The following is a 23,632-nucleotide window of genomic DNA, read 5'->3' on the forward strand; positions in this document are numbered from 1 at the left end:
GCAAACGGCAGGTCGTCACCAGCCGACGCCGAGGCGCGTCTCGGCATACGGACATCAATTGTCTTGTATTCCCATATCTACTGTAGGAATAGACGACGACGGCACCGACGCCCGTCTCCTACCACTTCGGTCGGACGCGGCGCGCCGCGGACGGCCTACGCCCTTTGCACGAAAGGCACCACCCATGGCACTCTCGCGGCGCACCGCGACCACCCTCGTCTTGACCGGCATTCTCGGGCTGACGGCCTGCTCCGGCGGCACGGACGCGGGGTCTAGCGGCTCCAGCGGCGGGTTCGCGGCCAGTGAGGTCAAGCTTGGCTACTTCCCCAATGTCACGCACGCACTCCCGATCGTCGCGGACAAGGAAGGCCTCTACGCCAAGCACCTCGGATCCACCACCCTTAAGGTGTCGACCTTCAACGCCGGCCCGGCCGCGATGGAGGCCCTGAAGTCGGGCGCCATCGACGCGACCTATGTCGGCCCGGGCCCCTCCACCAACGCCTTCATCAACTCCGGCGGCGAGGCCATCCGCATCGTGGCCGGCGCGGCCACCGGCGGCGCTGCGCTGGTGGTCGACCCCTCGATCGCGTCTGTCGCGGACCTTAAGGGCACTAAGGTCGCCACCCCGCAACTCGGCAACACCCAGGACGTCGCGCTGCGCTACTACCTCAAGGAGAAGGGCCTGAAGACAGATCTGCAGGGCGGCGGCGACGTCTCCATCACGCCGCAGGAGAACTCGCAGATCCTGGACTCCTTCGCCCAGAAGCTGATTGCCGGCGCTTGGGTCCCCGAGCCGTATGCCACGCGGCTGGTCCAGGCCGGCGGCAAGGTCCTGGTCGACGAGCACTCGCTCTGGCCGAACGGGAAGTTCCCGGTCACCGTGCTCGCGGTGCGCCCGGACTTCCTCAAGGACCACCCCGAGACTGTCAAGGCGTTGCTCGAGGCCCAGGTCGAGGCCGAAGACTTCATCGCCAACGATCCCGCCAAGTCCCAGGCCGACGTCGGCGCGGTGATCAAGACCGTCTCGGGCAAGGCCCTCGACCCGGCGGTGCTCGCCGACGCCTGGAAGAACCTCGAGTTCACCAACGACCCGGTCTCGTCCGCGCTGACCGAGGGTGCCAAGCACGCCTATGACGTGGGCATTCTCAAGACCGAGCCCAAGCTCGATGGTCTGGTCGACCTGACCATCCTCAACCAGGTCCTCAAAGCCGCCGGCAAGGACGTCGTGTCATGACAGCACTCGCCGTGCCCGACGCGCGCGCCGACGATCCCTTCGGAATCAACGCCTTTCGCGAGGAGGGCGGCTCGGACAACGCCGTCGTCCTCGACGAGGTCACCAAGCGGTATGGCCGCGGCACCCTTGCCCTCGACGGCATCGACCTGCGCGTCCGGCGCGGCGAGTTCGTCTGCTTCGTCGGGGCCTCGGGATGCGGCAAGTCGACCCTGCTGAATATCGTCAGCGGGCTGGACAAGGCAACGTCAGGACGGGTATCGGTCGCCGGCCGGCCGGCCCTGATGTTCCAGGAACACGCACTCATGCCGTGGCTGTCCTCGCTGGACAATGTCGCCCTGCCGATGCGGCTGGCCGGCGTGCCAAAGGCGCAGCGCCTTGAGCGTGCCCACGAGTTGTTAGCCAGCGTGCACCTCGGTGACGTGGTCGACAAGCGACCCCATGAGCTATCGGGCGGGATGCGGCAGCGTGTCGCTCTGGCTCGCACGCTCGCCACCGAGTCCCAGGTGCTCCTGATGGATGAACCCTTCGGGGCGCTCGATGCCATGACGCGCGATCTGCTGCACGATGAGTTGGAGTCCGTATGGCGCGCTCGCGGCCTGACGGTCCTCTTCGTCACCCACAACGTCCGTGAGGCTGTGCGCCTCGCGGACCGGGTCGTCCTCCTGTCCAGCCGGCCCGGCCGGGTGGTGCAGGAATACCCCATTGAGTTGGCGCGCCCGCGGCGTTTCGACGACCCGGCGGTCGGCTCGGCCACCGGCCAGATCACCACCGCACTGCGCAAGGAGGTTGCGCGCCATGGCGATTGACGCTTCTCTCGCAACAGAACTCAAGGGTCTCGACGCTCTGGAGTCGGCGACCGACGAGGCACCACTCGCAGGTCGCGTATGGGCGCAGACCTGGCCGAAGATCGCCGCCATCGGGCTCTTTGTGGGCCTGTGGCAGGTTGTCGTCTGGTTCAAGCTCAAGCCGTCGTATGTCCTGCCCGGTCCCGGTTCGGCGTTCGGCGAGTTCGCCCACCAACTGACGCAAGGGACCTTCTGGCATGCCACGGCGGTGACGATGACGCGGGGCGTTGTCGGCTTCCTCATTGCTTCGGTGATCGGTCTGCTCCTCGGCGTGGCCGTCGCCCGCTCGAAGGTCCTGCGTGCCGCCATCGGCTCGCTGATCACCGGGCTGCAGACCATGCCGTCGATCGCGTGGTTCCCGTTGGCGATCCTGCTCTTCCAGCTCTCCGAGAAAGCCATCCTCTTCGTGATCCTGATCGGAGCCGTGCCGTCGATTGCCAATGGCGTGATCAGCGGCGTCGACTATGTGCCGACGACCCTGGTGCGGGCCGGGCGCAATATCGGCGCGCGGGGCATCGCGCTCTATCGGCACATCATCTTGCCGGCGGCGCTGCCGAGCATCGTCTCGGGCCTGAAGCAGGGCTGGGCCTTTGCCTGGCGATCGCTGCTCGCCGGTGAGTTGATCGTCGCGATCGCCAACCGGCCGAGCCTGGGCGCCTTCCTCGCCAACAGCCGCGAACTGGGGGAGCCGAGCTACATGCTCGCCCTGATGATCGCCATCCTGCTCATCGGCGTCCTCGTCGACTCCGCCTTCGCGGCCGTCGACGCCACCATGCGACGCCGTCGCGGAGTGGGCGCCCTGAGCTGACCAGGCGGGCCCGAGGTGGCGCGATCTGGACCGCTCGCGCGCGAGCCAGGCGGGCGGCATACGGCCTTAGGTGGCCGACGCGAACGGGAGCGGGGAACGCGGGGCTGGGGGTCGGCACGTTCCCCGCTCCTTCGTCGCGCGAGGCTGCTCCGGCCGCGCCGAACGGGGACCCGGACGAGATGATCGGGTTGCCCGTACCTGGCAAGGGGCGCCACGGGTCTGAACCGGCCTCGCCCACGCAGAGCGTGGGACCCAGACGGGTCTGAACCGGCCTGTCGACGGGTCTGAACCGGCCTCGCCCACGCAGAGCGTGGGGACCCAGACGGGTCTGAACCGGCCTCGCGACGGGGGCTAAGGTCGGGGGGTATGGGAGATGCGCTGCGCCTGCGGGGGCCGATCCTGGTGGGACCGAACGACGTGCGCGACGAACTGTGGGTGCTCGACGGGCGCATCACCTTTACCGCCCCCGCTGGTGAGTCCTCGACCCTCGACGGCTGGGTGGTGCCCGGCCTGACCGATGCCCACTGCCACGTCGGGCTCGACGCGCACGGCGCAGTCGACGCCGAGACCGCCGAAGCCCAGATCACCCGGGACCGCGACCACGGCACCCTGCTCATCCGGGACGCGGGCTCGCCGTCGGACACGCGGTGGATCGACGGCCGGCCTGACCTGCCGAAGCTGATCCGCGCGGGACGCCACATCGCGCGGACCCGCCGCTACATCCGCGACTATGCCGACGAGGTCGAGCCCGACCAACTGGTCGAGACGGTGCGCCGCCAGGCCCGCCGAGGGGACGGCTGGGTCAAGATCGTCGGCGACTGGATCGACCGCGCGACCGGCGACCTGACGCCCTGCTGGCCGCGCGAGACCGTCGCCGCCGCGGTCGCCGCGGCTCACGAGGAGGGGGCCCGCATGACGGCGCACTGTTTCGGTGAAGCCGTCCTCGATGATCTTGCTGCAGCCGGGATCGACTGCGTCGAACATGCCAGTGGCCTGACCGCGGAGACGACCGGAGCCTTTGCCGCGCAAGGCATTGCGATCGTCCCGACCATGATCAATATCGACAACTTCCCAGCGATCGCGCAGCCGGCGCGCGAGAAGTTCCCGCTCTATTACGCGCACATGATGGCGATCTACGAGCGCCGCGACGCGACGATCGCGGCCGCCCACGAGGCCGGTGTGCCGATCTATCTCGGCACCGATGCCGGCGGCACCCTCTCGCATGGGTTGGCGCCGCGGGAGGCGCTGCGCCTCCATACGGCCGGTATGCCTGCCGAGGCCGTGCTGTCTTCGGCGACCTGGGGCGCCCGCGCTTGGCTGGGGCGACCCGCCATCGAGGAGGGTGCCGACGCGGACCTGCTCGTCCTCCCCGCCGATCCGCGCGCCGACCTCGGCGTGCTCGCCGCACCCATCGCGATCATTTTGCGCGGGCGCGTCTATCCCCCTGGGTGACCCACCCCCGGCGGCCGGCTGGCGCGGCCGGTCCGTCGGCTGCAGCCTCATGGCCCGGGGATATCGGTGACGACGGGGGCGGCCGTGGCGCCTGGGCGCGGCTCAGGTGTTGCGGCGGTTGCCGCATGCGACACAATCACACTCGTGGACATCTCGGCGAAGACGGACTATGCGATCCGCGCTCTCGCCATGCTCGCTGAGGTTCAGACCACGGGGGGCGGGGCGTTGTCGGCCGAGACGCTCGCCGCCCGCCAGGACCTGCCGCGGAAATTCCTCGAAGCCATCCTCGCCGATCTGCGCCGAGGCGGCATCGTCGTGAGCACTCGCGGCGCGTATGGGGGATACGCCCTGGCCCGCGACGCGGGCGACATCAGCCTCGGCGCCGTCTTCCGGGTGGTGTCCGGCCCGCTCGCCGAGGTGCGCGGCGTGCGCCCGCAGGACGTGCGGTATGAGGGCGCCGCCGCCCACCTGCCCACCGTGTGGGTCGCGGTCCGCGCCAGCCTGCGACGCGTCCTGGACGAGGTCAGCCTTGCCGACCTCGTCGCCGGCGACCTGCCCGACCACGTCCGTCACCTCGCCGACGACCCGGACGCCTGGGCCAACCGCTGACGCCTCACCCGTCACAACTTTCCCGCCCGATGCCACAACGGTCGTGTTCGCACGAGAACATTTCCCTTGCGAACGACGCCTTTGCCATGCGCTGCCACGGCCGCGCGGCCCGGCATGCGTGGTCGGAGCCCCGGTTCGGCTCTGGCAGAATGGATGCTCGTACCCGCGCGCGCCCGCACCGTCGAGCGTGAGCGCCTACCCCGAGTTTCGGCCCCCCAGGCGATTCCGCCTGGTCTTGCCGTGCTCACAACACGAGAAAGAGGACCACCCACGTGGCCGTCAAGATTCGCCTGAAGCGGATGGGCAAGATCCGCGCTCCGTTCTACCGGGTCGTCGTCATGGACTCGCGCACCAAGCGCGATGGCCGGGCCATCGAGGAGATCGGCAAGTACCACCCCACCGAGGAGCCGTCGCTCATCGACATCGACAGCGAGCGGGCGCAGTACTGGCTCGCTCAGGGCGCCCAGCCCACCGAAGCGGTCGAAGCGCTGTTCAAGGTCACCGGTGACTGGCAGAAGTTCAAGGGCGAGGCCGGCGCCGAGGGCACCCTGAAGGTCGCCGCGGCCAAGCCGAGCAAGAAGGAACTCTACGAAGCGGCCGTCGCCGCCGCCGGCAAGTCGGCGGACTCCGCCCCGTCTGCGACCACCCCGCGCAAGGCCGCCAAGAAGGCCGAGGCCCCGGCAGCGGCCGACACCGACTCCTCCGGCGCGTCGCACGAGGCAGTGGACGCCGACGCCGACGCCACCACGACGGCGTCCGCTGCGGCCGACCCCGAAGCGGCCGCCGAGTGACCCTCCTCGAAGAGGCCTTGGAGCACCTGGTCACGGGCATCGTCGATCACAAGGACGATGTCGTGGTCCGCAACAAGGACCTTCGCCGGGGCAGCCTGCTCGAGGTCCGGGTCCACCCCGACGACCTCGGCCGGGTCATCGGTCGCTCGGGCCGGACGGCCGGCGCTCTGCGCACCGTGATGGGCGCCCTCGCCGGCGGCCAGAACGTCCGGATCGACATCGTCGACACCGACCGCGTGCGCTGACCCGCACGCGGTGACGGGATCCCTCGACGACGCAGACAACGGGGCCGATCGCGCACGCGATCGGCCCCGTTGTTGTCACGTCCCGGGACGNATCCGGTTGTCTGCAAGCGGCACCGGTTTGCGATGTGAGAAGCGCAGGTCCTTCCCCATGTCCGCCGGTCTCGCCCAATGGCGGACGACGGACGATCTCGGCGTCAGCGGGTGGCGTCGTCGAAGGCTCCGCACGCGGGGCTGGTGGCCTGGAGATCCGGCACCGACACGCCCAGATTGGCCAGGGCCGTGCGCGCCCGGCTGCGACCTAGGTTCCACTCCAGCGCGTCGTCGCTGCGATGGGTGCGGGCGGCATACTGGGCAAGCGTGCACGTGCGGGCCTGACCGGCCAGTCGCTCGGTGATAGCTGGGATCGCATCGTCGGAGAGACCGCCGAGATAGGCGACGTCCAACGCGTAGTCACCGAGTCGCTCGAAGCGATCGACATTGCGATTCGCGACCCACGCCTCGGGATTCATCAAGCCGAGCCCGAGCACGATGCCGACGCCGGTGAGCGCCGCAGCGCGGGGGATCCACTTGCCCTGCAACGAGATTCCGGCCAAGAGCACCATCAGGACCACGAGCCCGACCCAGATCTCGAAGGCATCGACGACCACCCGTAGGGTCGTGAAGCCGTAGGCCTGCTGATAGAGATTCATCCGCCACATGGCCGAGGCGATGACCACGAGCGTGAGCACGCCGAGCAGCCCGAGCACCGCGCGCAGCAGCACCCGGTCACCTTCGGCCGCGCGGGACGCGTGCCGTGCGACCACCCCGACGAGCAGGATGGTGAGAACCGTTGCGACGGTGAGCTGGCCGAAGCCCTGGCGGGCGTACTCGGCATACGTCACGCCCGTCGTGCGCTCGACATACTCGTGCCCGGCCAGCCAGGCGGTCACCTGGGCGGCGATGAAGACCGCGTAGGTCGCGATGACCAGCGCCGCGGGCACCAACCATTCCCACGCGTGGCGGGCCACCCGGCCCGCAGGGAGCGTGAGGGAGGCGTCCATGATCGGGTTGATGGCGAGATAGCAGCCGGCAAGCACGATGCCGAAACAGGCGCAGAAGACGAAGCCCCGCAAGATCGCCGTGTCGATCGAGAGGTCGGGGACCAGCAGGTCGACCCAGTGCGCGACCACCGCGTCCGCGGACGCGAAGAGTGCGCCGAAGACCACCAGCACGGCCAGGCTGACCGCTGCGGTCCGGATGACCGGCCACCAGGCCCGGGTGCGGCGGCTGGTGCTGAGCATCCGACCTAACCACGGCAGACCGCGCAGTCCAGCGAGCGGCCAGGCGAGTGCAGAGCCGATCAACGCGGTCAGCGAGCGGGCCGGGGTGACGCCGATGACCACGGTGACCGCGCCTGCCAGCAGGGTCAAGGGGATCAACCAGCCCGCAGCCCGCAGCATCGGGATGAGGGCGAGCGCGATGCCGAGCACACCGCAGACGGCCGTCAGCCAGGACCGCCGGCGCGCGGCCGCGGCCAGCGTGGCGCCGCCCGCGAGCAGCACGAGAGTGGTTCCGACACCCTGGTCGCGGAAGGGCAGGATCACGGCCGCAAGCAGGCCCACGGCCAGCGCCGCCAGGAGGAGGCGCGGCCGGCCGGGCACATCGACCTCGGGCCAGAGCGACCCGAAGGCGCTGTCCATGGCCGGCGGTGGCGTGCGGCCCGGGCCAAGCGGGATCGACCCGGCGGGGTAGGGCGCGGGCAGCGGGGGCGTGGGTCGGGTGGATGGGAATGACATGGTGGCTCCTGGGCCGGTGATCGAGTTGGACGGCGACGCCGGTGCCGGGGGGCGGTGGTCGGGGACGGTCGGTGGGCTTGGTGTGGAGGGCGACGGCAGCGCGGTAACGGTCCTGACGTGCGGTTCGACCGGGAGGGTCAGCCGCAGGCGGGCCCCCGTATGCCCGGGGCGCGGGTCGAGCGCGTCGACGCGCCCCCCATGGATCTCGGCCACCCACCGGGTGATCGCCAGCCCGAGTCCGGTGCCCCCGGCGGCGGCCGTGCCGAAGCGATCGAAGATCCGTTGGCGGTCCTCGGCCCGGATGCCCGGTCCGTCGTCCTCGATGTCGATCGTCCACAGCCTGGGACTCGAATGTCCTTGTCCGTCAACGGAATCGCGATCGCCATCGAGTGACGCGAGCCGAGCGGTCACCCGGACTTCACTGCCGGGCGGGCTGTGGCGGGCGGCATTGTCCAGCAGATTGGTGATCGCCTGGCGCAGCCGCATCGGCTCGGCCGCGACGTGCAGGTCGGGCGGCACGACCTCGACCCGGACCGGGACCTCCCGGCCCGAGAGCGTGATCTCGCACCCGGCATCGGCGAGCAACCCGGCCACATCCACGGACCGCGTCCGCAGGGGCGCGAGGCCGGCGTCGATCCGGGAGAGCGCCAGCAGGTCGGCGAGCAGATCGCTGAGCCGCTCGGCTTGCGCCAGCACGGACCGCAGGCCGGCCTCGTCCGCCGGAGTCACACCGTCGGCCATATTTTCCAGGACCGCCCGTAGGGCTGCAGCCGGCGTGCGCAGCTCATGTGAGACCGTCGCCACCAGATCGCGCCGTTGCTGGTCGACGTCCTTCAAGTCAGCGGCCATGGTCGTGAAAGCCCTTGCGAGCGTGGCGACTTCGTCGCGTCCCTGGGCGTCGATCCGGGCCGAGTAGTCACCGCGCGCCATCCGGCGTGCCGCTTCGGTCATCTCCCGCAGCGGGGCGATCATTCCGGCGGCAAGCAACTGGGTCAGGATCAGCGAGATCGCCACCGCGACGGGAATCACCAACCACCGGCTCACCCCGTGCGTCGCGCCGAGTGTCGCCACTGTCGCCGACACCAGCACGCTGATGCCGACCAACGCCCCAAGCTTGACCTTCAGGGAGGCCAGCCGCGTCAGGGGCGAGGCCATCAGTGCCCACCCCCGTCGAGGGCATACCCGACCCCGTGGACGGTGCGGATGCGCGTGCCGCCGATCTTCGCGCGAAGGGCTTTGACATGGCTGTCGACGGTGCGAGTGCCCGAGGCGTCCGACCAGCCCCAGACGTCCTCGAGCAATTGCTCGCGCGTCAGAACGGTCCCCGGCGCCGCGGCCAGGGCCGCGAGCAGGTCGAACTCGGTCGGCGTCAGGTGCACGTCGGTGCCCTCGATGCCCACCCGGCGAGTGCCCGTGTCGATCACCAGCGCGCCGACCGTCATCGATCCGGATGCCTTGCGCGCCAACACTTCTGCACGCTCGACCCGTCGCAGCAGGGCGTGCACGCGAGCGAGAAGTTCGCGCATCCGGAAGGGCTTGGTCAGATAGTCGTCGGCCCCGACGCCGAGCCCGACCAGGATGTCCGACTCGTCGTCGCGCGCGGTGAGCATGAGCACCGGGACGGGGCGTCGGGACTGGATTTGCCGGCAGACCTCGATGCCGTCGAAGCCGGGCAGCATGATGTCGAGGATGACGGCGTCGGGCTCTTCCGCATCGACGGCGGCGACGGCCTCCGGCCCGGTGAAGGCCTGGCGGACGGTGTACCCGCTCGCCCGCAAGCGGTCGGTGACGGCCTGGTTGATGACGGGTTCGTCCTCGACGACGAGCAGGCGGGCGGTCATACGGCCAGATTAGGAGGCGAGCAGTGGACCTTCCGTGCGCGAAATGTGTGGGTTCCGTGCAGCTTTGGGCGTCGGTCTCGGGCTTTGGGAGAATGGGCCGGTGAGTGTTCTCGTCGCCCGTATCGGCAAGCCGCACAGCCTCCACGGTGAGGTGACCGTGCAGGCGCACACCGACGACCCGATGGGCCGCTTCGTGCCCGGCGCGACCTTCGTCACCGACGCCGCCGCCGGCTCCGGTGTCCCCAAGTCGCTGACGATCCGAAATGCCCGGCAGCACAAAGGAATTTGGCTGCTCGCCTTCGACGGCATTCCCGACCGCACGGGTGCTGAAGGTCTGCGCGGCACGCAGTTGTTGCTCGATGAGGAAGACGAGACGGGCAACGACGAGGACGGATGGTATGAGGAGGAGTTGGTCGGTCTGCGTGTTTTGGACCCCGCCGGCGAGCCGCTCGGAACGGTCGCCGGGCTCGACGTCGGCGTCGCTCAGGACCGCCTGGTCGTCACGCTGACCGACGGGACCGAGGTGCTCGTCCCGCTCGTCGAAGCCATCGTGCCCTCGCTCGATCCGACGGCCGGTGTGGTCGTCGTGGACGCGCCCCCCGGCTTGTTCGACATCGCCCGCGAAGGCTGACGCGCGTGCGCATCGACGTCTTCACGATCTTCCCTGAATACCTTGCGCCGCTTGATCTTTCGCTGATCGGCAAGGCGCGTCGGGAGGGGCTGCTCGACGTGGCGGTCCATGATTTGCGCACCTTCACCCACGATCGCCACAACACCGTCGACGACACCCCCTATGGCGGCGGCGCCGGCATGGTGATGAAACCGCAGCCGTGGTCGGAGGCCTTGACGTATGCCGCGTCCCTCGCCCCCGGGACCCCGCACCTGCTCGTGCCGGCCCCGTCCGGCCGCCCCTTCACGCAGCCATTCGCCCGTGCGCTCGCCACCGAGCCCTGGCTGGCGTTCGCCTGCGGCCGGTACGAGGGGATCGACGAGCGGGTCTGCGACTTCGCCGCGGCCGACCTCGGGTGGCAGGTCACGCCGGTCTCCCTCGGTGACTATGTGCTCAACGGCGGCGAGGTCGCCGTGCTCGCAATGGTCGAGGCGATCGGCCGGCTGGTCCCCGGCGTGGTCGGCAACGCCGAGTCGCTGGTCGAGGAGTCGCACGAGGGCGGCCTGCTCGAATATCCCGTCTACACCAAGCCCGCGTCCTGGCGAGTTCGCGGGCCGGCCGGTGAGGTCGTCCGCGCGGTGCCGCCCGTGCTCTTGTCGGGGGATCATGCCGCGATTGCTGCCTGGCGCCACCAGCAGCGGCTCGAACGCACCGCCGAGCGCCGCCCCGATCTGCTTCGCCCCGAGGCCGCTGCGACGACGCTCGAGGAACTCGGGGCGCCGGCCCTCGCGGCGCCCGCCGACCTGCCCGAGCTGGTGGTGCTGACCCGGGCTTGCTGGGTGCCGGAGGCGCGCACCTTCGGGACTCTGGACTTCCCGCCGATGACCGACGGCCTACCCGAACTCACGCAAGCCCTCACCGACTGGGACACCTGGCTCTGGCGCGTCCACGGCCGGCTGGTCGCCTCGGTGCGGGTGCGGCGGGACCCGGCGCAACGGCATACGTGGCAGATCGGGCGGTTGATGATGGCCCCCGATCTGCAAGGCCGCGGCCTAGGCCGCGGGGTGCTCGCGTTCGCCGAGTCGCTGGCACCGGCGGACATCACCCGCCTGTGGCTGAACACGGGAGGCACGAGCACGCGCAACCAGCGGATCTACAAGAAGGCGGGCTATCGGCTCGCGCCCTGGCCCTCGGCCGTCCACCCCGAGACCATCGACCTGATCAAGCCCCGGCGCTAGGTGACAGCGGAAAAGCTGCGGAGCACGGATCGGCGCAGCCCCGGCCTCAGGGCTCCAGCGCCACCTTCAGATCCGGCGGCAGCAGCAGGCACCGGCAGATCAACTCCTCGGCGACAACGGCCGTGACCGTCTGTGCAGCCATGATGCCCATCAGCACGAGCACCTGAGCGGCCGCAGCCTGTGCCGGCGATCCGCCCCCGAGAAGCACACCGATGAACGCCCCCGGCAACGTCACCACGCCCGCGGTGCGGATCTGATCCAGCCCGGGGATGAGCGCCTCGGGCAGATGCCGGTGAACGATCGCCCGGATCGCGTCCGACCGCACGAAGCCGAGCGCCAGCCGCGCGTCGTATTGGTCGTGCTCCTCGCGCAGCGCCGCGAACGCCCGGCGGCAGGCCAAGGTATGCCCGTTCATGGTGTTGCCCATCAAGATCCCCATCACCGGGATCAGCGCGATCCCCGTGGGCGGGATCGTCCGCGTCAGCAGCACGATGGCGGCCACGGGCAGCAGGCCCGCCAGGATCGCGAGGGTCGCCCAGGGCCAGGCCGCGGGTGCCTCGATCCGGCGCACGGTCGTCACGACGGCCACGGTGAACATGAACGCAAGGACCACGAGCGACCAGGCCAGCGACGTCACGACCCCGGTGATCACCAGGGCCGCGAGGCTCAACTGCACCAGCGCGCGTGCCGACGCCACGAGCGTGGCGCCCGCCTTGGGAAGTCGCCCCACGGCATACGCGCCCAGGGTCAGCAGAATCAGCAGGACGATCGCGATAGCGACCGGCCAGCCTGGCGTGATCGTCAATCGAGCCTCCCACCCACGCGATTTCGCTCCCACCGGTGGTCTCTGGCACCATTGATCCTTGCGTCCAGCATCACCAACCGGCCCCTGCCACAGGGGGAGCGAGGCGACTCGCGCGGCCAGCCGGACGGCATACCGCAATCATTACAGAACATCCGTGAGCGGCCTGTGGCGCCCGCGAGAAAGCAGCATCGACATGCAGCGTTTCGACGAACTCGACAAGGCCTCCCTCAAAGAGGGCCTGCCCGCCTTCCGCGCCGGTGACACCGTCAAGGTGCACGTGAAGGTCATCGAAGGCACCCGCTCCCGTATCCAGGTCTTCCAGGGTCTGGTCATCCGTCGCCACGGCGGCGGCGTGGGCGAGACCTTCACCGTCCGAAAGGTCTCCTTCGGCGTCGGTGTGGAGCGGACCTTCCCGCTGCACACCCCGATCATCGACAAGATCGAGGTCGTCACCCGCGGCGATGTGCGCCGCGCCAAGCTCTACTACCTGCGTGGTCTGCGCGGGAAGGCCGCGCGCATCCGCGAGCGTCGCGACACCCCGGCCAACTGACGCCGACTCGACCCCCGAGACCCTGACCGCCCGCAACCGGGCTGTCAGGGTCTCGCGTTAGGCTGCCTCACCTATGACGTCCGAGCCTGAAGCCGCCGCGCCCGCGGTCACGCGGTCGTCGCGGCGAACCGCGAAGAGCACCAAGCGGCAACTGCCGCTGTGGGTGCATTTCCTCCTTGCGCTCGTGCTCGTGGCGCTCCTGCGCAACTTCGTCGCGCAGTCCTTCTATGTGCCGTCGGGCTCGATGATCCCGACCCTGGAAGTCGGTGATCGCGTCGTTGTCAGCAAGCTGAGCAATGACGTCACCCGAGGCGACATCGTCGTCTTCAACGGCACCGACACCTTCGCGGCGGGCACCCTTGAGCGGTTCACCGGCACCTTCGGCAAGGCCGCTGCCGCCGTGGCGAGCGTCTTCGGGGTGCACCTGAACGAGCGCGACTACGTCAAGAGAGTCATCGGCATGCCCGGAGATCACGTGGTCTGCTGCGATGCGCAGGGCAAGATCACCATCAACGGCACGGTGATCAACGAGTCCTATCTGGTCGGCGGCATGCAGCCCAGCCTGCAGCCCTTCGATGTCCGCGTGCCCGCCGGGCGGCTGTGGATGATGGGCGACAACCGCTCCAACTCCGCCGATTCCCGCGCCCACCTCGGCGACCCGGGCGGGGGGATGGTGCCCGTTACCGATGTGATCGGGCGGCCGGTCTTCCGCTACTGGCCCCTGGGGCGGATGGGCACGACCGGCTCGTATGCCAGCGACGCCGAGCTCGCGAAGATCCCCGCGGCAGCGACGAAATGAGTCAGCCCCCCGCCGACGCCGACGCGGCCGGAAAGACCGCGGCCGGCGCAGAGGACGTGGCTGCCGGTCAGGGCCTGGCGGCGACGCAGCCCGGCCCCGACGCCCGCTATCCGATGCCGAGCGTGCCGGCGACCAAAGCGCTGCAGGGGGAGCGCGACACGGCGAAGCCGGCTGCGTCGAAGGAGGAGGAGCGGCGCCGACCGGGCGCGGCGCTGGCGGCGGCCGTGCGGGAGTTCGTGGTGGTCGGCGCGATTGCGCTGGCCCTGTCCTTCCTCGTCAAGACCTTCCTGGTGCAGGCCTTCTACATCCCCTCGGAGTCGATGGAGTCCACGCTCGTCAAGAACGACCGGGTCATCGTCAACAAGCTTGTGCCGGGGTTGATCGGCCTGCATCGCGGCGATGTCGTGGTCTTCGAGGACCCGGGCAACTGGCTCTCACCGACCCCCACCAAGGACCGGGGGCCGGTGATCAACGAGCTGGTCAAGGCGGCGACCTTCGTCGGTCTGCTGCCCGACACGGCGGAGGGACACCTGATCAAGCGGGTCATCGGGCTGCCCGGTGATCACGTCACCTGTTGCGACGCCCAGGGCCGGCTGAGCGTCAACGGCAAGGCGATCAACGAGCCCTATGTCAAGGCCGGCGAGAAGCCGAGCGAGATCGGCTTCGATATCACCGTGCCCGCGGGCAAGATCTGGGTGATGGGCGACAATCGCGGTCACTCGAGCGACTCTCGGCTGCACGATGCCTCGGGCAATGGCTCCGACGGGTCGGTGGACGTGAGCCTGGTGACGGGTCGGGCGTTCGTCCTGGTCTGGCCGATCGGCCGCGCCGGCTGGCTGTCCAACTACGGCTCGACCTTCGCCGCCGTCCCCGCGCCATGACCACCAGCGGTATGCCGCGTCGCACGATCCGCCCGGTCGGTGGCCGCTCGCGCAAACCCACGCTGCGCGTCGAACGCGCCTTGCACCGGGATGGGTATGCCGTGCTGGCCGGCATGGACGAGGTCGGCCGAGGTGCGCTGGCCGGGCCGGTGACCGTCGGCGTGGTCGTGATCGACATCGAGTGCCGCACCGCACCGCAGGGGGTCAAGGACTCCAAACTGCTCACCCCCGCGGCGCGTCATGCGCTCGTCCCGCGCATCCACCGCTGGAGCCGGGCGTATGCCGTGGGGCACGCCTGGCCCGAGGAGATCGACGCCATCGGGATCATCGCGGCCCTGCGGCTGGCCGGGCGGCGCGCGCTCGCTCAGATCGCGGTCACCCCCGATCTGGTCATCCTGGACGGCAACCACGACTGGCTGACCGACCCCGCCGAAGTCGGGCTGCTCGCACTGACCACGGACGTGACCACGCCGCCGGTGACCACGATGATCAAGGCGGACCTGAAGTGTTCGTCAGTGGCCGCCGCCAGCGTGTTGGCGAAGGTGACCCGGGACGCGATGATGATCGAGTATGCGCGTGAGCACACGGCATACGGCTGGGCGGAGAACAAGGGGTATGCCGCTCCCGAGCACCTCGCCGCGCTCGCGGCCGGTGGCCCGTGCCCGCTGCACCGGCGATCGTGGCGGTTGCCGGGCGTCGGTGGGAACGACCTGGGTGATAGTGACGGCGAATACGTCGCCGCATACGAAAGCGAACTGGCATGAGCAGCGAAGACCTGGAGAAGTACGAGACCGAGATGGAGCTCGCGCTCTATCGCGAGTACCGCGATGTTGTCGGGCTGTTCACCTATGTCGTCGAGACCGAACGGCGCTTCTATCTCGCCAACGGGGTCGATGTGGTGGTGCGCGGCGAGGGCGCCGAGGTCTTCTTCGAGGTCACGATGAGCGATGCCTGGGTGTGGGATATCTACCGGCCGGCGCGGTTTGCCAAGAATGTGCGGGTCATCACCTTCAAGGACGTCAACGTCGAAGAGCTGGCCAAATCGGACCTTCAGGTGCCTAAGGGCGGTTTCTGAGCTGCGCTTGACGCGCTCCCGTCGCGAGGGGCGGGTCATCCACAGGCTCGACCGGGCTCTGAGATGCACGATCCCCAGGGTTTTCGTGGCGTGCTGACATAGCCGCCCCCGACCGGCAGGCTCGATCCCGGAAAGGGGATCGAGATGGCAGGGGATGACCGTCGCGCGTTGGGCGCCTTCGGAGAAGGGGTCGCGGCGCGCTTTCTGCGCGATCAGGGGATGGAGATCCTCGACCGGAACTGGCGGTGCGCCCGCGGCGAGATCGACATCGTGGCCCGGGCCGGCCGCGATCTGGTCGTCGTCGAGGTCAAGGCGCGCCGGGGCACGAGCGCCGGCTACCCCATCGAGTCGGTGACGCACCGCAAGCTCGGCCGCCTGCGCATTTTGGCCGTGGCCTGGTTGCAGGAGCATCAGCAGTGGCGACCGGACGGCATTCGTTTCGACGTCGTCGGTGTGCTCGTCGGCACCGATGAGCCGAGCCGGGTGCGGCACGTCGTGGGAGTGACGCCATGACGCTGGGTGCGACGACGAGCATCGCCTTGCACGGGCTCGGCGGTCGGGTGGTGGGGGTGGAGGCCCACCTAAGCAGCGCCCTGCCGGGCTTGATTGTCAGCGGCCTGCCCGACGCGGCGTGCCGTCAGGCCAATGAACGGGTCCGCGCGGCCTGTGAGTCGAGCAAACTCACGCTGCCCAGCCAGAAGATCGTCGTCAATCTCTCGCCAGCATCGGTCCCCAAGAACGGCAGCGGCTACGACCTGGCGATCGCCGTCGCCATCCAGGCCGGGCTGGACGCGATCCCGCAACAGGCCTGTCGCCGCGTCGCCCACCTGGGCGAGCTGGGCCTGGACGGGTCGGTGCGCGGCATCCCGGGTGTGCTGCCGGCTGTGCTCGCAGCCGCCCGGGCCGGCATCGAGGATGTGCTGGTGGCCGAGGTCAACGCGGCCGAGGCGCGGCTGGTCGACGGCGTGCGCGTCCATCCGGTGGCGACGTTGACCGAGGCCGTCGAGCGCTATCGCGAACTCGGTGCCCCCGCGGGGTGGCCGGCAGGTTCGGTCGCGGACGGCGTCGGCCCGGCCGCACGCCCGGTGCCGGATCTCGCGGATGTCTCCGGGCAGGCGCAGGCTCGCGTCGCGGTCGAGGTCGCGGCCGCAGGCGGGCACCATCTGCTGCTCACCGGACCGCCCGGGTCGGGCAAGACCATGCTCGCCGAGCGGCTCGTCGGCCTCTTGCCGCCGCTCGGTCTCCAGGACGCCATGGACGTCCTGTCCATCCGCTCGCTCCAGGGCGACGCCAATGCCGAGACCCTGCTCGACACCACGCCGCCGTATGTCGCGCCCCACCACGGCGCGTCCCTCGCCGCCATGGTCGGCGGCGGCTCCGGGCTGATCCGTCCGGGCGCCGTTTCCGCAGCCCACCTCGGTGTCCTCTTCCTCGACGAGGCGCCGGAGTTCCGCACCGAAGTGCTTCAGTCCCTGCGACAACCCCTCGAATCGGGCGAGGTCACCGTGGCGCGTGCGCGGATGACGGTCACCTATCCGGCGCGCTTCCAACTCGTGCTGGCCGCGAATCCCTGCCCGTGCGGCCAGGGCTTCGGCAAGGCGCTCCGGTGCACCTGCTCTCCGCTGCGGCGACGCTCGTATGCCGCCCGGCTGGCCGGGCCGTTGCTGGACCGGGTCGACGTGCAAGTGCACGTCCCGGCGGTGACTCGGGCCGCCAGTGCGGCGACTGGGGGAGAGGCCACCGCAGTAGTGGCCGAGCGGGTGGCCTCGGCGCGCGCGGCCGCTCAGGCGAGATGGTCACGCACCCCCGAAGGCCAGGGATGGCGGATCAACTCGCAGGTTCCCGGCCGAGTGCTGAGGACCGGGAAGTGGCGCCTGCCGCCCACGGTCACCAGCGACATCGATCGTGCGCTGGAGCGCGGGCTGCTCACCTTGCGCGGCTATGACCGGGTGCTGCGCGTGGCCTGGACCCAGGCAGACCTGGCGGGTCGGTCGTCGCCCGGCCCCGACGATGTGGGCATCGCGCTCCTGCTGCGCACGAATGGGCAGGAGGCGGCATGACCTCGCAGGCAGCCCACCGGGTCGCCCCGACAGGCCTCGAACGCTCGGCTTCGGCAGATGCCGAACGAGCGGCCCGCGTGCTCCTCGCCCGGATCAGCGAGCCCGAGGACCCGGCCGTTCACCGATTGCTCGCCGAGACCGGCGATCCCGTGGAGGCCGTTGCCGGCCTGCGCGCCGGACATCCGAAAGCGCTCGCGAGCCGGCTCGCCGCCCGCCTGGAGCGGGCCGAGGACGCGGACGACGTGTTCATCGCCGAACGGCTGGGCGCGCGCATCCTTATCCCGAGTGATCCGGACTGGCCGCCGGGACTGCTCGATCTTCAGATGCCCCCGCACTGCCTGTGGGTGCTCGGCCCTGTTGCTCTGGCGCCCGCCCTGCGACGGAGCGTGGCGCTGGTGGGCGCGCGGGCGGCGACGGCATACGGGCTTGACAGGGCCCAAGAGATCGCGGGCGGTCTCGTGGAGCGTCATTTCACGGTCGTCTCCGGGGCGGCCTTCGGCATCGATGCGGCCGCGCATGCTGGGGTCCTCGCCGCCGACGGTGTCACGATCGCCGTCCTCGCCTGCGGCATCGACCGGGTCTATCCCACTGCACACGCTCGCCTGATCTCCACAATCGCGCAAACCGGGGCCGTCGTGACCGAGCTCCCGCCCGGGTCGGCGCCTTATCGGATGCGTTTCCTGCAGCGCAACCGGCTGATCGCTGCTATGACGGGCGGGACGGTGGTGATCGAGGCCGCGTTACGTTCTGGCTCGCTGCAGACAGCGGCCCGGGCGGCCGACCTGGGCCGGCCGGTCGGAGCCGTGCCCGGGCCGGTGACCTCGATGCCGTCCAGCGGCTGCCACCAGGCGATCCGCGACCAGCTGGCCACCCTGGTCACCGACGCGGCCGAGGTCGCCGATCTGGTCGGCGGCTTCGGAGTCGATGCCGTGGAGCGGCCCCGGGAGGCGCCGCGACCCGAGGACGCGCTGAGCCCGGCCCAGCGCGCGGTCTTCCAGGTCCTTCCGATGGGCCGCTCTGCCTCGGTGGAGATGCTCGCCGAGCGGGCGGCGCTCGATGTGCTCTCGGTGCAGGCCAGCCTCGGTCCGCTCGAACTCGTTGGTCTGGCCCGGCGCACCGGCGAACGCTGGTTGCGATCATGACGCCCGCGGCTCGAGAGCCCACAGGTATCAGTCGCCGCCGCGTGTGCGTGCCTCCTTGATCACCCCACGACTTCTTGCGAAGGTGGGCCGGTGACCGACGACGAGGCCCTGCTGGCGGCATACGGCCGCTATCTCGGCATCGAGCGTGGGCGCTCCGCCAACACGGTCCGGGCCTATCTCGGGGATGCTCGGGCGCTCCTTGACCACCTCAACGATGCCGGCTGCGGTTCGTCCGGCGCGCGGCTCGCTGGTGCGGATTTGAGCGCACTGCGTGGTTGGCTCGGGGCGCTCGCCCGCGGTGGCGCCTCCCGGGCCACGATCGCTCGTCGGTCGGCGTCGGTGCGGACCTTCTACACCTGGGCCGTGCGCACGGGGCGGCTAGGTCAAGACCCGTCCGTGCGTCTTGTCGCGGCGCGCAAGGGTCGAGACCTGCCCGAGATCCTGACCGCGGAGCAGGCCGAGCGTGCCCTGAGCGCCGCGGCCGTCGCGGCCGACGACGGGGATCCCGCCGCGCTGCGGGACCTGGCCATGGTCGAGCTGCTCTATGCCAGCGGCATGCGTGTGGGCGAGCTCGCCGCGCTGGATATCGACGACGTCGATCTCGGGGCGCGCACCGCCACTGTGCTCGGCAAAGGGGCCCGCGAGCGCATCGTCCCCTTCGGCGTGCCCGCTGAGCGTGCCATCGGCGAGTGGCTGACCCGGGCCCGGCCCCGACTGATGAACGCAGCGAGCGGACCGGCCCTGTTCCTCGGCGCCCGTGGTGGCAGGATCGACCAGCGGCAGGTGCGGACGGCCGTCCGCACGGCGACCGCTCGCCCCGACGGGGCACCCTCGGTCGCGCCGCACGGGCTGCGGCATACGGCGGCCACCCACCTGCTCGACGGCGGAGCCGACCTGCGCACCGTCCAGGAGTTGCTCGGCCATAAGTCGCTCGCGACCACCCAGCTCTACACCCAGGTTTCCGTCGAACGCCTCAAGGAGACGTATGCCCGCGCCCACCCGCGCGCCTGAACGGCCCTCGATGACGCCGCCCCCGCAGGAACCACGGTTTGGCCGGCCGATGAGCGATCAACGGCGCTATCGCCTACGACGGACCATCGCGTTCCTCACCGTCATCGGACTTGTCGCGCTGGTGGTCAAGCTCGCCGGCAGCGACGCTCCAGCTGTTGCGACGTCCGGAGCCATCTCCACCGCTCGCGTGTCCCCCGAAGCCACGGCCGCAGCGAGCCCACGAGCGTCGTCGTCCGCGAGCGGCGCCACGCCTGGGCAGCCGACAGCCAGCGCTCGATCGGAACCGACCAGCGTGCCGGACAGCGCGTCGGGCACGCTCACCGCCGTCGCGATCCCGGGTTCCGACACCGACCGGGCGGGCCGCAAGGTGACCTTCAGCGTCCAAGTCGAGAACGGTCTCGGTGTCGACTCCGCAGCCTTTGCCGCAGATGTGCGTTCGATCCTCTCGGACGCGCGGGGCTGGGAGCCCGAGGACCACATTCGGTTCGTCGCGGTCAGCCCGGCGCAGCTCGCAGCGGGGGAGTCCGTCGAAATCAAGCTGACGCTGGCAAGCCCCCAACTGACCGATCAGTTGTGTGCTCCGCTGCAGACGCTGGGCGAGGTCTCGTGCGATCACAACGGCCGCGCGGTGATCAACGCGCGACGCTGGGTCGAGGGCGTCAAGTACTACAAGGACCTCGACCTCTACCGCGTCTATGTGATCAACCACGAGGTTGGCCACAGCCTCTGGCACCCGCACCAGAACTGCCCGAGTCCCGGGGCCAGAGCGCCGATCATGGTCCAGCAGACCCTCGGCCTGCAGGGCTGCATCGCGTGGCCCTACCCGCAGGGCGCGTGACCGATCCCCTCCGAGCTCTTTCCCGCGTTCAGGGCGGGAGCAGGAACCGCAGGGACGACGGGCCGCGCCGGTTCAGCCGGCCAGCGACCCAAGACGACGGCACGCCTCTCGCAACACCTCGTCGCGTTTGCAAAAGGCGAAACGCACCAGCGTCCGGGCGGCATCCTGGTCGTCGCAAAAGACCGTGACCGGGATGCCGACGACCCCGGCGCGTTCGGGTAGCTCACGACAGAACTCCAAGGCATCCCGCGCTCCCAGCGATGCGGCGTCGGCGATCACGAAGTAGGTCCCGCGCGGAACCGAGACCGCGAGACCGGCCTCCCGCAGGCCGGCCACCAGCAGATCCCGCTTGGCCTGCAGCGTGCGACCGAGGTCGGCATACACGTCATCTCCTAGCCCAAGGCCGGTGGCGACGGCCGGCTGGAAGGGGCCGGAGCCGACATAGGTCACGAACTGCTTGACAGCACGGATCGCGGCCACCGCGTCGGCCGGGCCGCTCACCCAACCGACCTTCCATCCGGTCGTCGAGAAGGTCTTGCCGGCCGACGAAATCGTCAACGTTCGCTCGGCCATGCCGGGCAGTGTCGCCATCGGAATGTGCTCAGCGCCGTCGAAGGTCAGATGCTCATAGACCTCGTCGGTGACCACCCAGGCGTCGTACTCGCGCGCCAACTGCGCGATGAACTCGATCTCGGCGCGCGTGAACACCTTGCCGGTGGGATTGTGCGGCGTATTGAGGAGCACCATCCGGGTGCGCTCGGAGAAGGCCGCGCGCAGGGAGGTCTCGTCCACCGCGAAATCCGGGAAGCGCAGCACGCAGGTGCGTCGCACGCCACCGGCGAGGGCGATGGAGGCGGCATACGAGTCGTAATAGGGCTCGAAGGTGACGACCTCATCGCCGGGCTGCTCCAGGGCGAGGATGGTCGAGAAGATGGCCTCCGTCGCGCCGACCGTGACGAGGACTTGACTGCCCGGATCGACGTCGAGCCCGTAGAAGCGTTGCTGATGCGCCGCGACGGCGGCCAACAACTCGGGGACCCCCGGACCGGGCGGGTACTGATTTCGTCCCCCGGCGATCGCCTGCTTCGCGGCCTCCAGGATCACCTCGGGACCGTCGGTGTCGGGGAAACCCTGGCCGAGGTTGATCGCGTCGTGCTGCACGGCCAACGCCGACATGGTCGCGAAGATGGTGGTCCCGAACGGGGCAAGGGCGGGATGCCCGGGTGGCCGGCTCATGGTCCGAGCGTGGCACGAACACCCGCGATCGGTGACATCGATCCACAGGTTTTGCCTGCTCAATCGCACGATCCACAGGTAATCAAGGGGTACTGGCGAGCGGAAATCCCGATCGGCATGGTGGACTCATGACTATCGCGCCCGCCACCGCCACCGTCCGGTTGATCGTTTCGATGCTCTTCGGATGGGCAACGCTTGGGTGGGCAGCGACCGCGGTGGCCGCGTCCTCTCCCCTCCATGACGCGACCCCGCATGCACGATCCGCGGCGAGCGTCGCGGGCCGCACCGGGGCGACACCCTGGTCGTGGCCATTGGTCCCGGTGCCGCGGATCGTGCATCCCTTCGCCAAGCCACCCACCCCGTATGCCGCGGGTCACCGCGGTGTCGACCTGGCCGGCTCTGCGGGGCAGGAGGTGCACGCCGTCGATGACGGCATCGTCACCCACGTCGGAGTGCTCGCCGGGCGCGGCACCGTCACCATCCAGCACGCGACCGGCCTGCGCAGCACCTACGAGCCGCTGACCACCGCCGTGCGTCGTGGTCAGGTCGTCGCCCGCGGCCAACCGATGGGCACCCTCGACACCGACCTGGGCCACTGCCTGCCGAGCGTGTGCCTCCACGTCGGCGCCCTTCGTCAAGGAACCTCAGGGAAGTGGGACTACGTGGATCCCGTCTTCTTGCTCGTGCCGGTCGACATCATCCTGCTGCCGACCGGGTGACCCTCGGTGATACTGAACGTATGCCGTCCGCAGCCCTCCCCATCGGTGCCCACGTCCCGCAGGAGGACCCGATCGCCGAGGCTGCCGTCCGTGGCACCGCTGTCGTGCAGTTCTTCCTCGGCTCGCCGCAGAGCTACAAAGGCCCGGTCATCGCCTACGCCGGCGGAGCAGCCGGTTTGCGTGCCGACGCCGAGGCGGCGGGCGTGGACCTCTATGTCCATGCGCCCTACATCGTCAATGTGGCGACGACCAACAACCGCATCCGGATCCCCAGCCGCAAACTGCTGCAGCAGCACATGGACGCCGCGGCCGAGATCGGCGCCAAGGGCTTGATCGTCCATGGCGGCCATGTCGACAAAGCGATCGAACCGGCTGTCGGTTTCGACAACTGGCGCAAGGCAATCGAGGCAACTGACCTCAAGATCCCGCTCCTGATCGAGAACACCGCCGGCGGTGATAACGCCATGGCCCGGCACCTCGATCGGATCGCCGGGGTCTGGGATGCCATCAGTCGGGCACGGGGGGCCGAGCTCGTCGGCTTCTGCCTCGACACCTGCCACGCCTGGGCCGGCGGCATCGAACTTGACACCGCCGTCGAGAAGATCAAGGGCATCACCGGCCGCATCGACCTGGTCCACGCCAATGACAGCCGCGACACCTTCGACTCCGGCGCCGACCGGCACGCCAACTTCGGCGGTGGGCTTATCGACCAGGACGGCTTCGTCGATCTGGTGCGAGCCGCCGGCGCCCCCGTCATCTGCGAGACCCCCGGCGGCGCCGAAGATCACCGAGCCGACTTCGCCTGGCTCCGCGACCGGCTCTGACCCGCCACCCCAGGCCCGGATTTCTGCGCTCGGAGAGCGGCGCGTACACTTGTGGAACGACCGGTTTGCGCCGGTCGAATTCGCGTGCCTTCTCGCCGGTCATCGATCCTCGGGTCGGGCCCCGGGGCGCACCACCTCAGTCCTCACGCGCGAGCGTGACGCGGGGTGCGTATGCAGGCACCAGGCAGGCCGCTGAGGCGCCCATCCGTGGGGGTCAACGCGGCCGACGAAACTGACACAACGA

General features: G+C 69.9%; 25 protein-coding genes. 21 read left to right on the forward strand and 4 right to left on the reverse strand.

The annotated features are described in order from the left end of the window. Positions 1 to 184 precede the first annotated feature (184 nt). The 7 genes from ABD209_RS12640 to ABD209_RS12670 all read left to right on the forward strand — a co-directional run bounded on the left by ABD209_RS12640 (position 185) and on the right by ABD209_RS12670 (position 5,984). Positions 185 to 1,234, forward strand: a complete 1,050-nt coding sequence (locus tag ABD209_RS12640) for an ABC transporter substrate-binding protein (RefSeq protein WP_344066904.1) — start codon at positions 185 to 187, stop codon at positions 1,232 to 1,234. Further along, positions 1,231 to 2,040 (forward strand): ABC transporter ATP-binding protein, encoded by an 810-nt coding sequence (locus tag ABD209_RS12645; protein WP_344066906.1) that lies wholly within the window; start codon positions 1,231 to 1,233, stop codon positions 2,038 to 2,040. The genes ABD209_RS12640 and ABD209_RS12645 overlap by 4 nt, the downstream gene beginning before the upstream one ends. Further along, positions 2,030 to 2,887 carry an ABC transporter permease gene (locus ABD209_RS12650; protein WP_344066908.1) on the forward strand — a complete coding sequence of 286 codons (858 nt, stop codon included), beginning with the start codon at positions 2,030 to 2,032 and terminating at the stop codon, positions 2,885 to 2,887. The genes ABD209_RS12645 and ABD209_RS12650 overlap by 11 nt, the downstream gene beginning before the upstream one ends. Before the next feature lie 366 nt (positions 2,888 to 3,253). After that, on the forward strand, positions 3,254 to 4,339 hold the full coding sequence (locus tag ABD209_RS12655) for an amidohydrolase family protein (protein ID WP_344066910.1): 1,086 nt from the start codon (positions 3,254 to 3,256) through the stop codon (positions 4,337 to 4,339). 144 nt (positions 4,340 to 4,483) lie between these two features. Then, the gene (locus ABD209_RS12660; RefSeq protein WP_344066912.1) at positions 4,484 to 4,948 is read left to right on the forward strand and encodes an RrF2 family transcriptional regulator; all 465 of its coding nucleotides are present in this window, start codon (positions 4,484 to 4,486) and stop codon (positions 4,946 to 4,948) included. Between the two features lie 272 nt (positions 4,949 to 5,220). After that, a complete protein-coding gene (gene rpsP, locus ABD209_RS12665; protein ID WP_344066915.1) occupies positions 5,221 to 5,739 on the forward strand; it encodes a 30S ribosomal protein S16 in 519 nt (172 codons plus the stop codon). Then, entirely contained in the window at positions 5,736 to 5,984 is a 249-nt protein-coding gene (locus ABD209_RS12670; RefSeq protein WP_324386550.1) for an RNA-binding protein, read from the forward strand. Before rpsP ends, ABD209_RS12670 begins: the two co-directional genes overlap by 4 nt. Before the next feature lie 194 nt (positions 5,985 to 6,178). On the opposite strand, the gene ABD209_RS12675 is transcribed toward ABD209_RS12670, so the two are convergent. Beyond that, positions 6,179 to 8,914: a DUF4153 domain-containing protein gene (locus tag ABD209_RS12675; protein ID WP_344066917.1), complete on the reverse strand. Its 2,736-nt coding sequence runs from the start codon at positions 8,912 to 8,914 to the stop codon at positions 6,179 to 6,181. Next, entirely contained in the window at positions 8,914 to 9,600 is a 687-nt protein-coding gene (locus ABD209_RS12680; RefSeq protein ID WP_344066919.1) for a response regulator transcription factor, read from the reverse strand. Before ABD209_RS12680 ends, ABD209_RS12675 begins: the two co-directional genes overlap by 1 nt. 100 nt (positions 9,601 to 9,700) lie before the next feature. On the opposite strand from ABD209_RS12680, the gene rimM reads away from it, so the two are divergent. Together rimM and trmD are read left to right on the forward strand one after the other, a co-directional pair. Then, positions 9,701 to 10,231, forward strand: a complete 531-nt coding sequence (rimM, locus tag ABD209_RS12685; protein ID WP_344066921.1) for a ribosome maturation factor RimM — start codon at positions 9,701 to 9,703, stop codon at positions 10,229 to 10,231. A 5-nt stretch (positions 10,232 to 10,236) separates the two neighbouring features. Continuing rightward, positions 10,237 to 11,448 carry a tRNA (guanosine(37)-N1)-methyltransferase TrmD gene (gene trmD, locus ABD209_RS12690; RefSeq protein WP_344066923.1) on the forward strand — a complete coding sequence of 404 codons (1,212 nt, stop codon included), beginning with the start codon at positions 10,237 to 10,239 and terminating at the stop codon, positions 11,446 to 11,448. 46 nt (positions 11,449 to 11,494) lie between these two features. On the opposite strand, the gene ABD209_RS12695 is transcribed toward trmD, so the two are convergent. Continuing rightward, a complete protein-coding gene (locus ABD209_RS12695) occupies positions 11,495 to 12,253 on the reverse strand; it encodes an ABC transporter permease (RefSeq protein WP_344066925.1) in 759 nt (252 codons plus the stop codon). 193 nt (positions 12,254 to 12,446) lie between these two features. Here ABD209_RS12695 and rplS point away from each other — a divergent pair, with 193 nt between their 5' ends. From rplS to ABD209_RS12745, 10 genes are all read left to right on the forward strand, one after another. Continuing rightward, positions 12,447 to 12,803, forward strand: a complete 357-nt coding sequence (gene rplS, locus ABD209_RS12700) for a 50S ribosomal protein L19 (protein ID WP_344066927.1) — start codon at positions 12,447 to 12,449, stop codon at positions 12,801 to 12,803. Positions 12,804 to 12,876: 73 nt separating this feature from the next. After that, complete coding sequence (lepB, locus tag ABD209_RS12705) at positions 12,877 to 13,602, forward strand: signal peptidase I (RefSeq protein ID WP_344066929.1); 726 nt, start codon at positions 12,877 to 12,879, stop codon at positions 13,600 to 13,602. After that, on the forward strand, positions 13,599 to 14,483 hold the full coding sequence (gene lepB, locus ABD209_RS12710) for a signal peptidase I (protein WP_344066931.1): 885 nt from the start codon (positions 13,599 to 13,601) through the stop codon (positions 14,481 to 14,483). The genes lepB (ABD209_RS12705) and lepB (ABD209_RS12710) overlap by 4 nt, the downstream gene beginning before the upstream one ends. A gap of 11 nt (positions 14,484 to 14,494) precedes the next feature. After that, positions 14,495 to 15,247: a ribonuclease HII gene (locus ABD209_RS12715; RefSeq protein WP_344066933.1), complete on the forward strand. Its 753-nt coding sequence runs from the start codon at positions 14,495 to 14,497 to the stop codon at positions 15,245 to 15,247. Continuing rightward, positions 15,244 to 15,558 (forward strand): DUF2469 domain-containing protein, encoded by a 315-nt coding sequence (locus ABD209_RS12720; RefSeq protein WP_344066935.1) that lies wholly within the window; start codon positions 15,244 to 15,246, stop codon positions 15,556 to 15,558. The genes ABD209_RS12715 and ABD209_RS12720 overlap by 4 nt, the downstream gene beginning before the upstream one ends. A gap of 144 nt (positions 15,559 to 15,702) precedes the next feature. After that, positions 15,703 to 16,071: a YraN family protein gene (locus ABD209_RS12725; protein ID WP_344066937.1), complete on the forward strand. Its 369-nt coding sequence runs from the start codon at positions 15,703 to 15,705 to the stop codon at positions 16,069 to 16,071. Then, on the forward strand, positions 16,068 to 17,618 hold the full coding sequence (locus ABD209_RS12730; protein WP_344066939.1) for a YifB family Mg chelatase-like AAA ATPase: 1,551 nt from the start codon (positions 16,068 to 16,070) through the stop codon (positions 17,616 to 17,618). The genes ABD209_RS12725 and ABD209_RS12730 overlap by 4 nt, the downstream gene beginning before the upstream one ends. After that, positions 17,615 to 18,760 (forward strand): DNA-processing protein DprA, encoded by a 1,146-nt coding sequence (gene dprA / locus ABD209_RS12735; RefSeq protein WP_344066941.1) that lies wholly within the window; start codon positions 17,615 to 17,617, stop codon positions 18,758 to 18,760. The genes ABD209_RS12730 and dprA overlap by 4 nt, the downstream gene beginning before the upstream one ends. A 90-nt stretch (positions 18,761 to 18,850) precedes the next feature. After that, the gene (locus tag ABD209_RS12740; RefSeq protein WP_344066943.1) at positions 18,851 to 19,771 is read left to right on the forward strand and encodes a tyrosine recombinase XerC; all 921 of its coding nucleotides are present in this window, start codon (positions 18,851 to 18,853) and stop codon (positions 19,769 to 19,771) included. 49 nt (positions 19,772 to 19,820) lie between these two features. Next, positions 19,821 to 20,609 carry a DUF3152 domain-containing protein gene (locus ABD209_RS12745; protein ID WP_344066945.1) on the forward strand — a complete coding sequence of 263 codons (789 nt, stop codon included), beginning with the start codon at positions 19,821 to 19,823 and terminating at the stop codon, positions 20,607 to 20,609. A gap of 72 nt (positions 20,610 to 20,681) precedes the next feature. Here the strand turns inward: ABD209_RS12745 and ABD209_RS12750 are convergent, their stop codons facing one another. Then, complete coding sequence (locus tag ABD209_RS12750) at positions 20,682 to 21,845, reverse strand: pyridoxal phosphate-dependent aminotransferase (protein ID WP_344066947.1); 1,164 nt, start codon at positions 21,843 to 21,845, stop codon at positions 20,682 to 20,684. Positions 21,846 to 21,973: 128 nt separating this feature from the next. Here ABD209_RS12750 and ABD209_RS12755 point away from each other — a divergent pair, with 128 nt between their 5' ends. After that, positions 21,974 to 22,564 (forward strand): murein hydrolase activator EnvC family protein, encoded by a 591-nt coding sequence (locus ABD209_RS12755; RefSeq protein ID WP_344066949.1) that lies wholly within the window; start codon positions 21,974 to 21,976, stop codon positions 22,562 to 22,564. A gap of 20 nt (positions 22,565 to 22,584) precedes the next feature. Beyond that, positions 22,585 to 23,388: a deoxyribonuclease IV gene (locus ABD209_RS12760; RefSeq protein WP_344066952.1), complete on the forward strand. Its 804-nt coding sequence runs from the start codon at positions 22,585 to 22,587 to the stop codon at positions 23,386 to 23,388. The last annotated feature ends 244 nt before the right edge of the window (positions 23,389 to 23,632 follow it).

The organism is Nostocoides vanveenii (assembly GCF_039531165.1).
GTDB lineage: Bacteria > Actinomycetota > Actinomycetes > Actinomycetales > Dermatophilaceae > Nostocoides_A > Nostocoides_A vanveenii.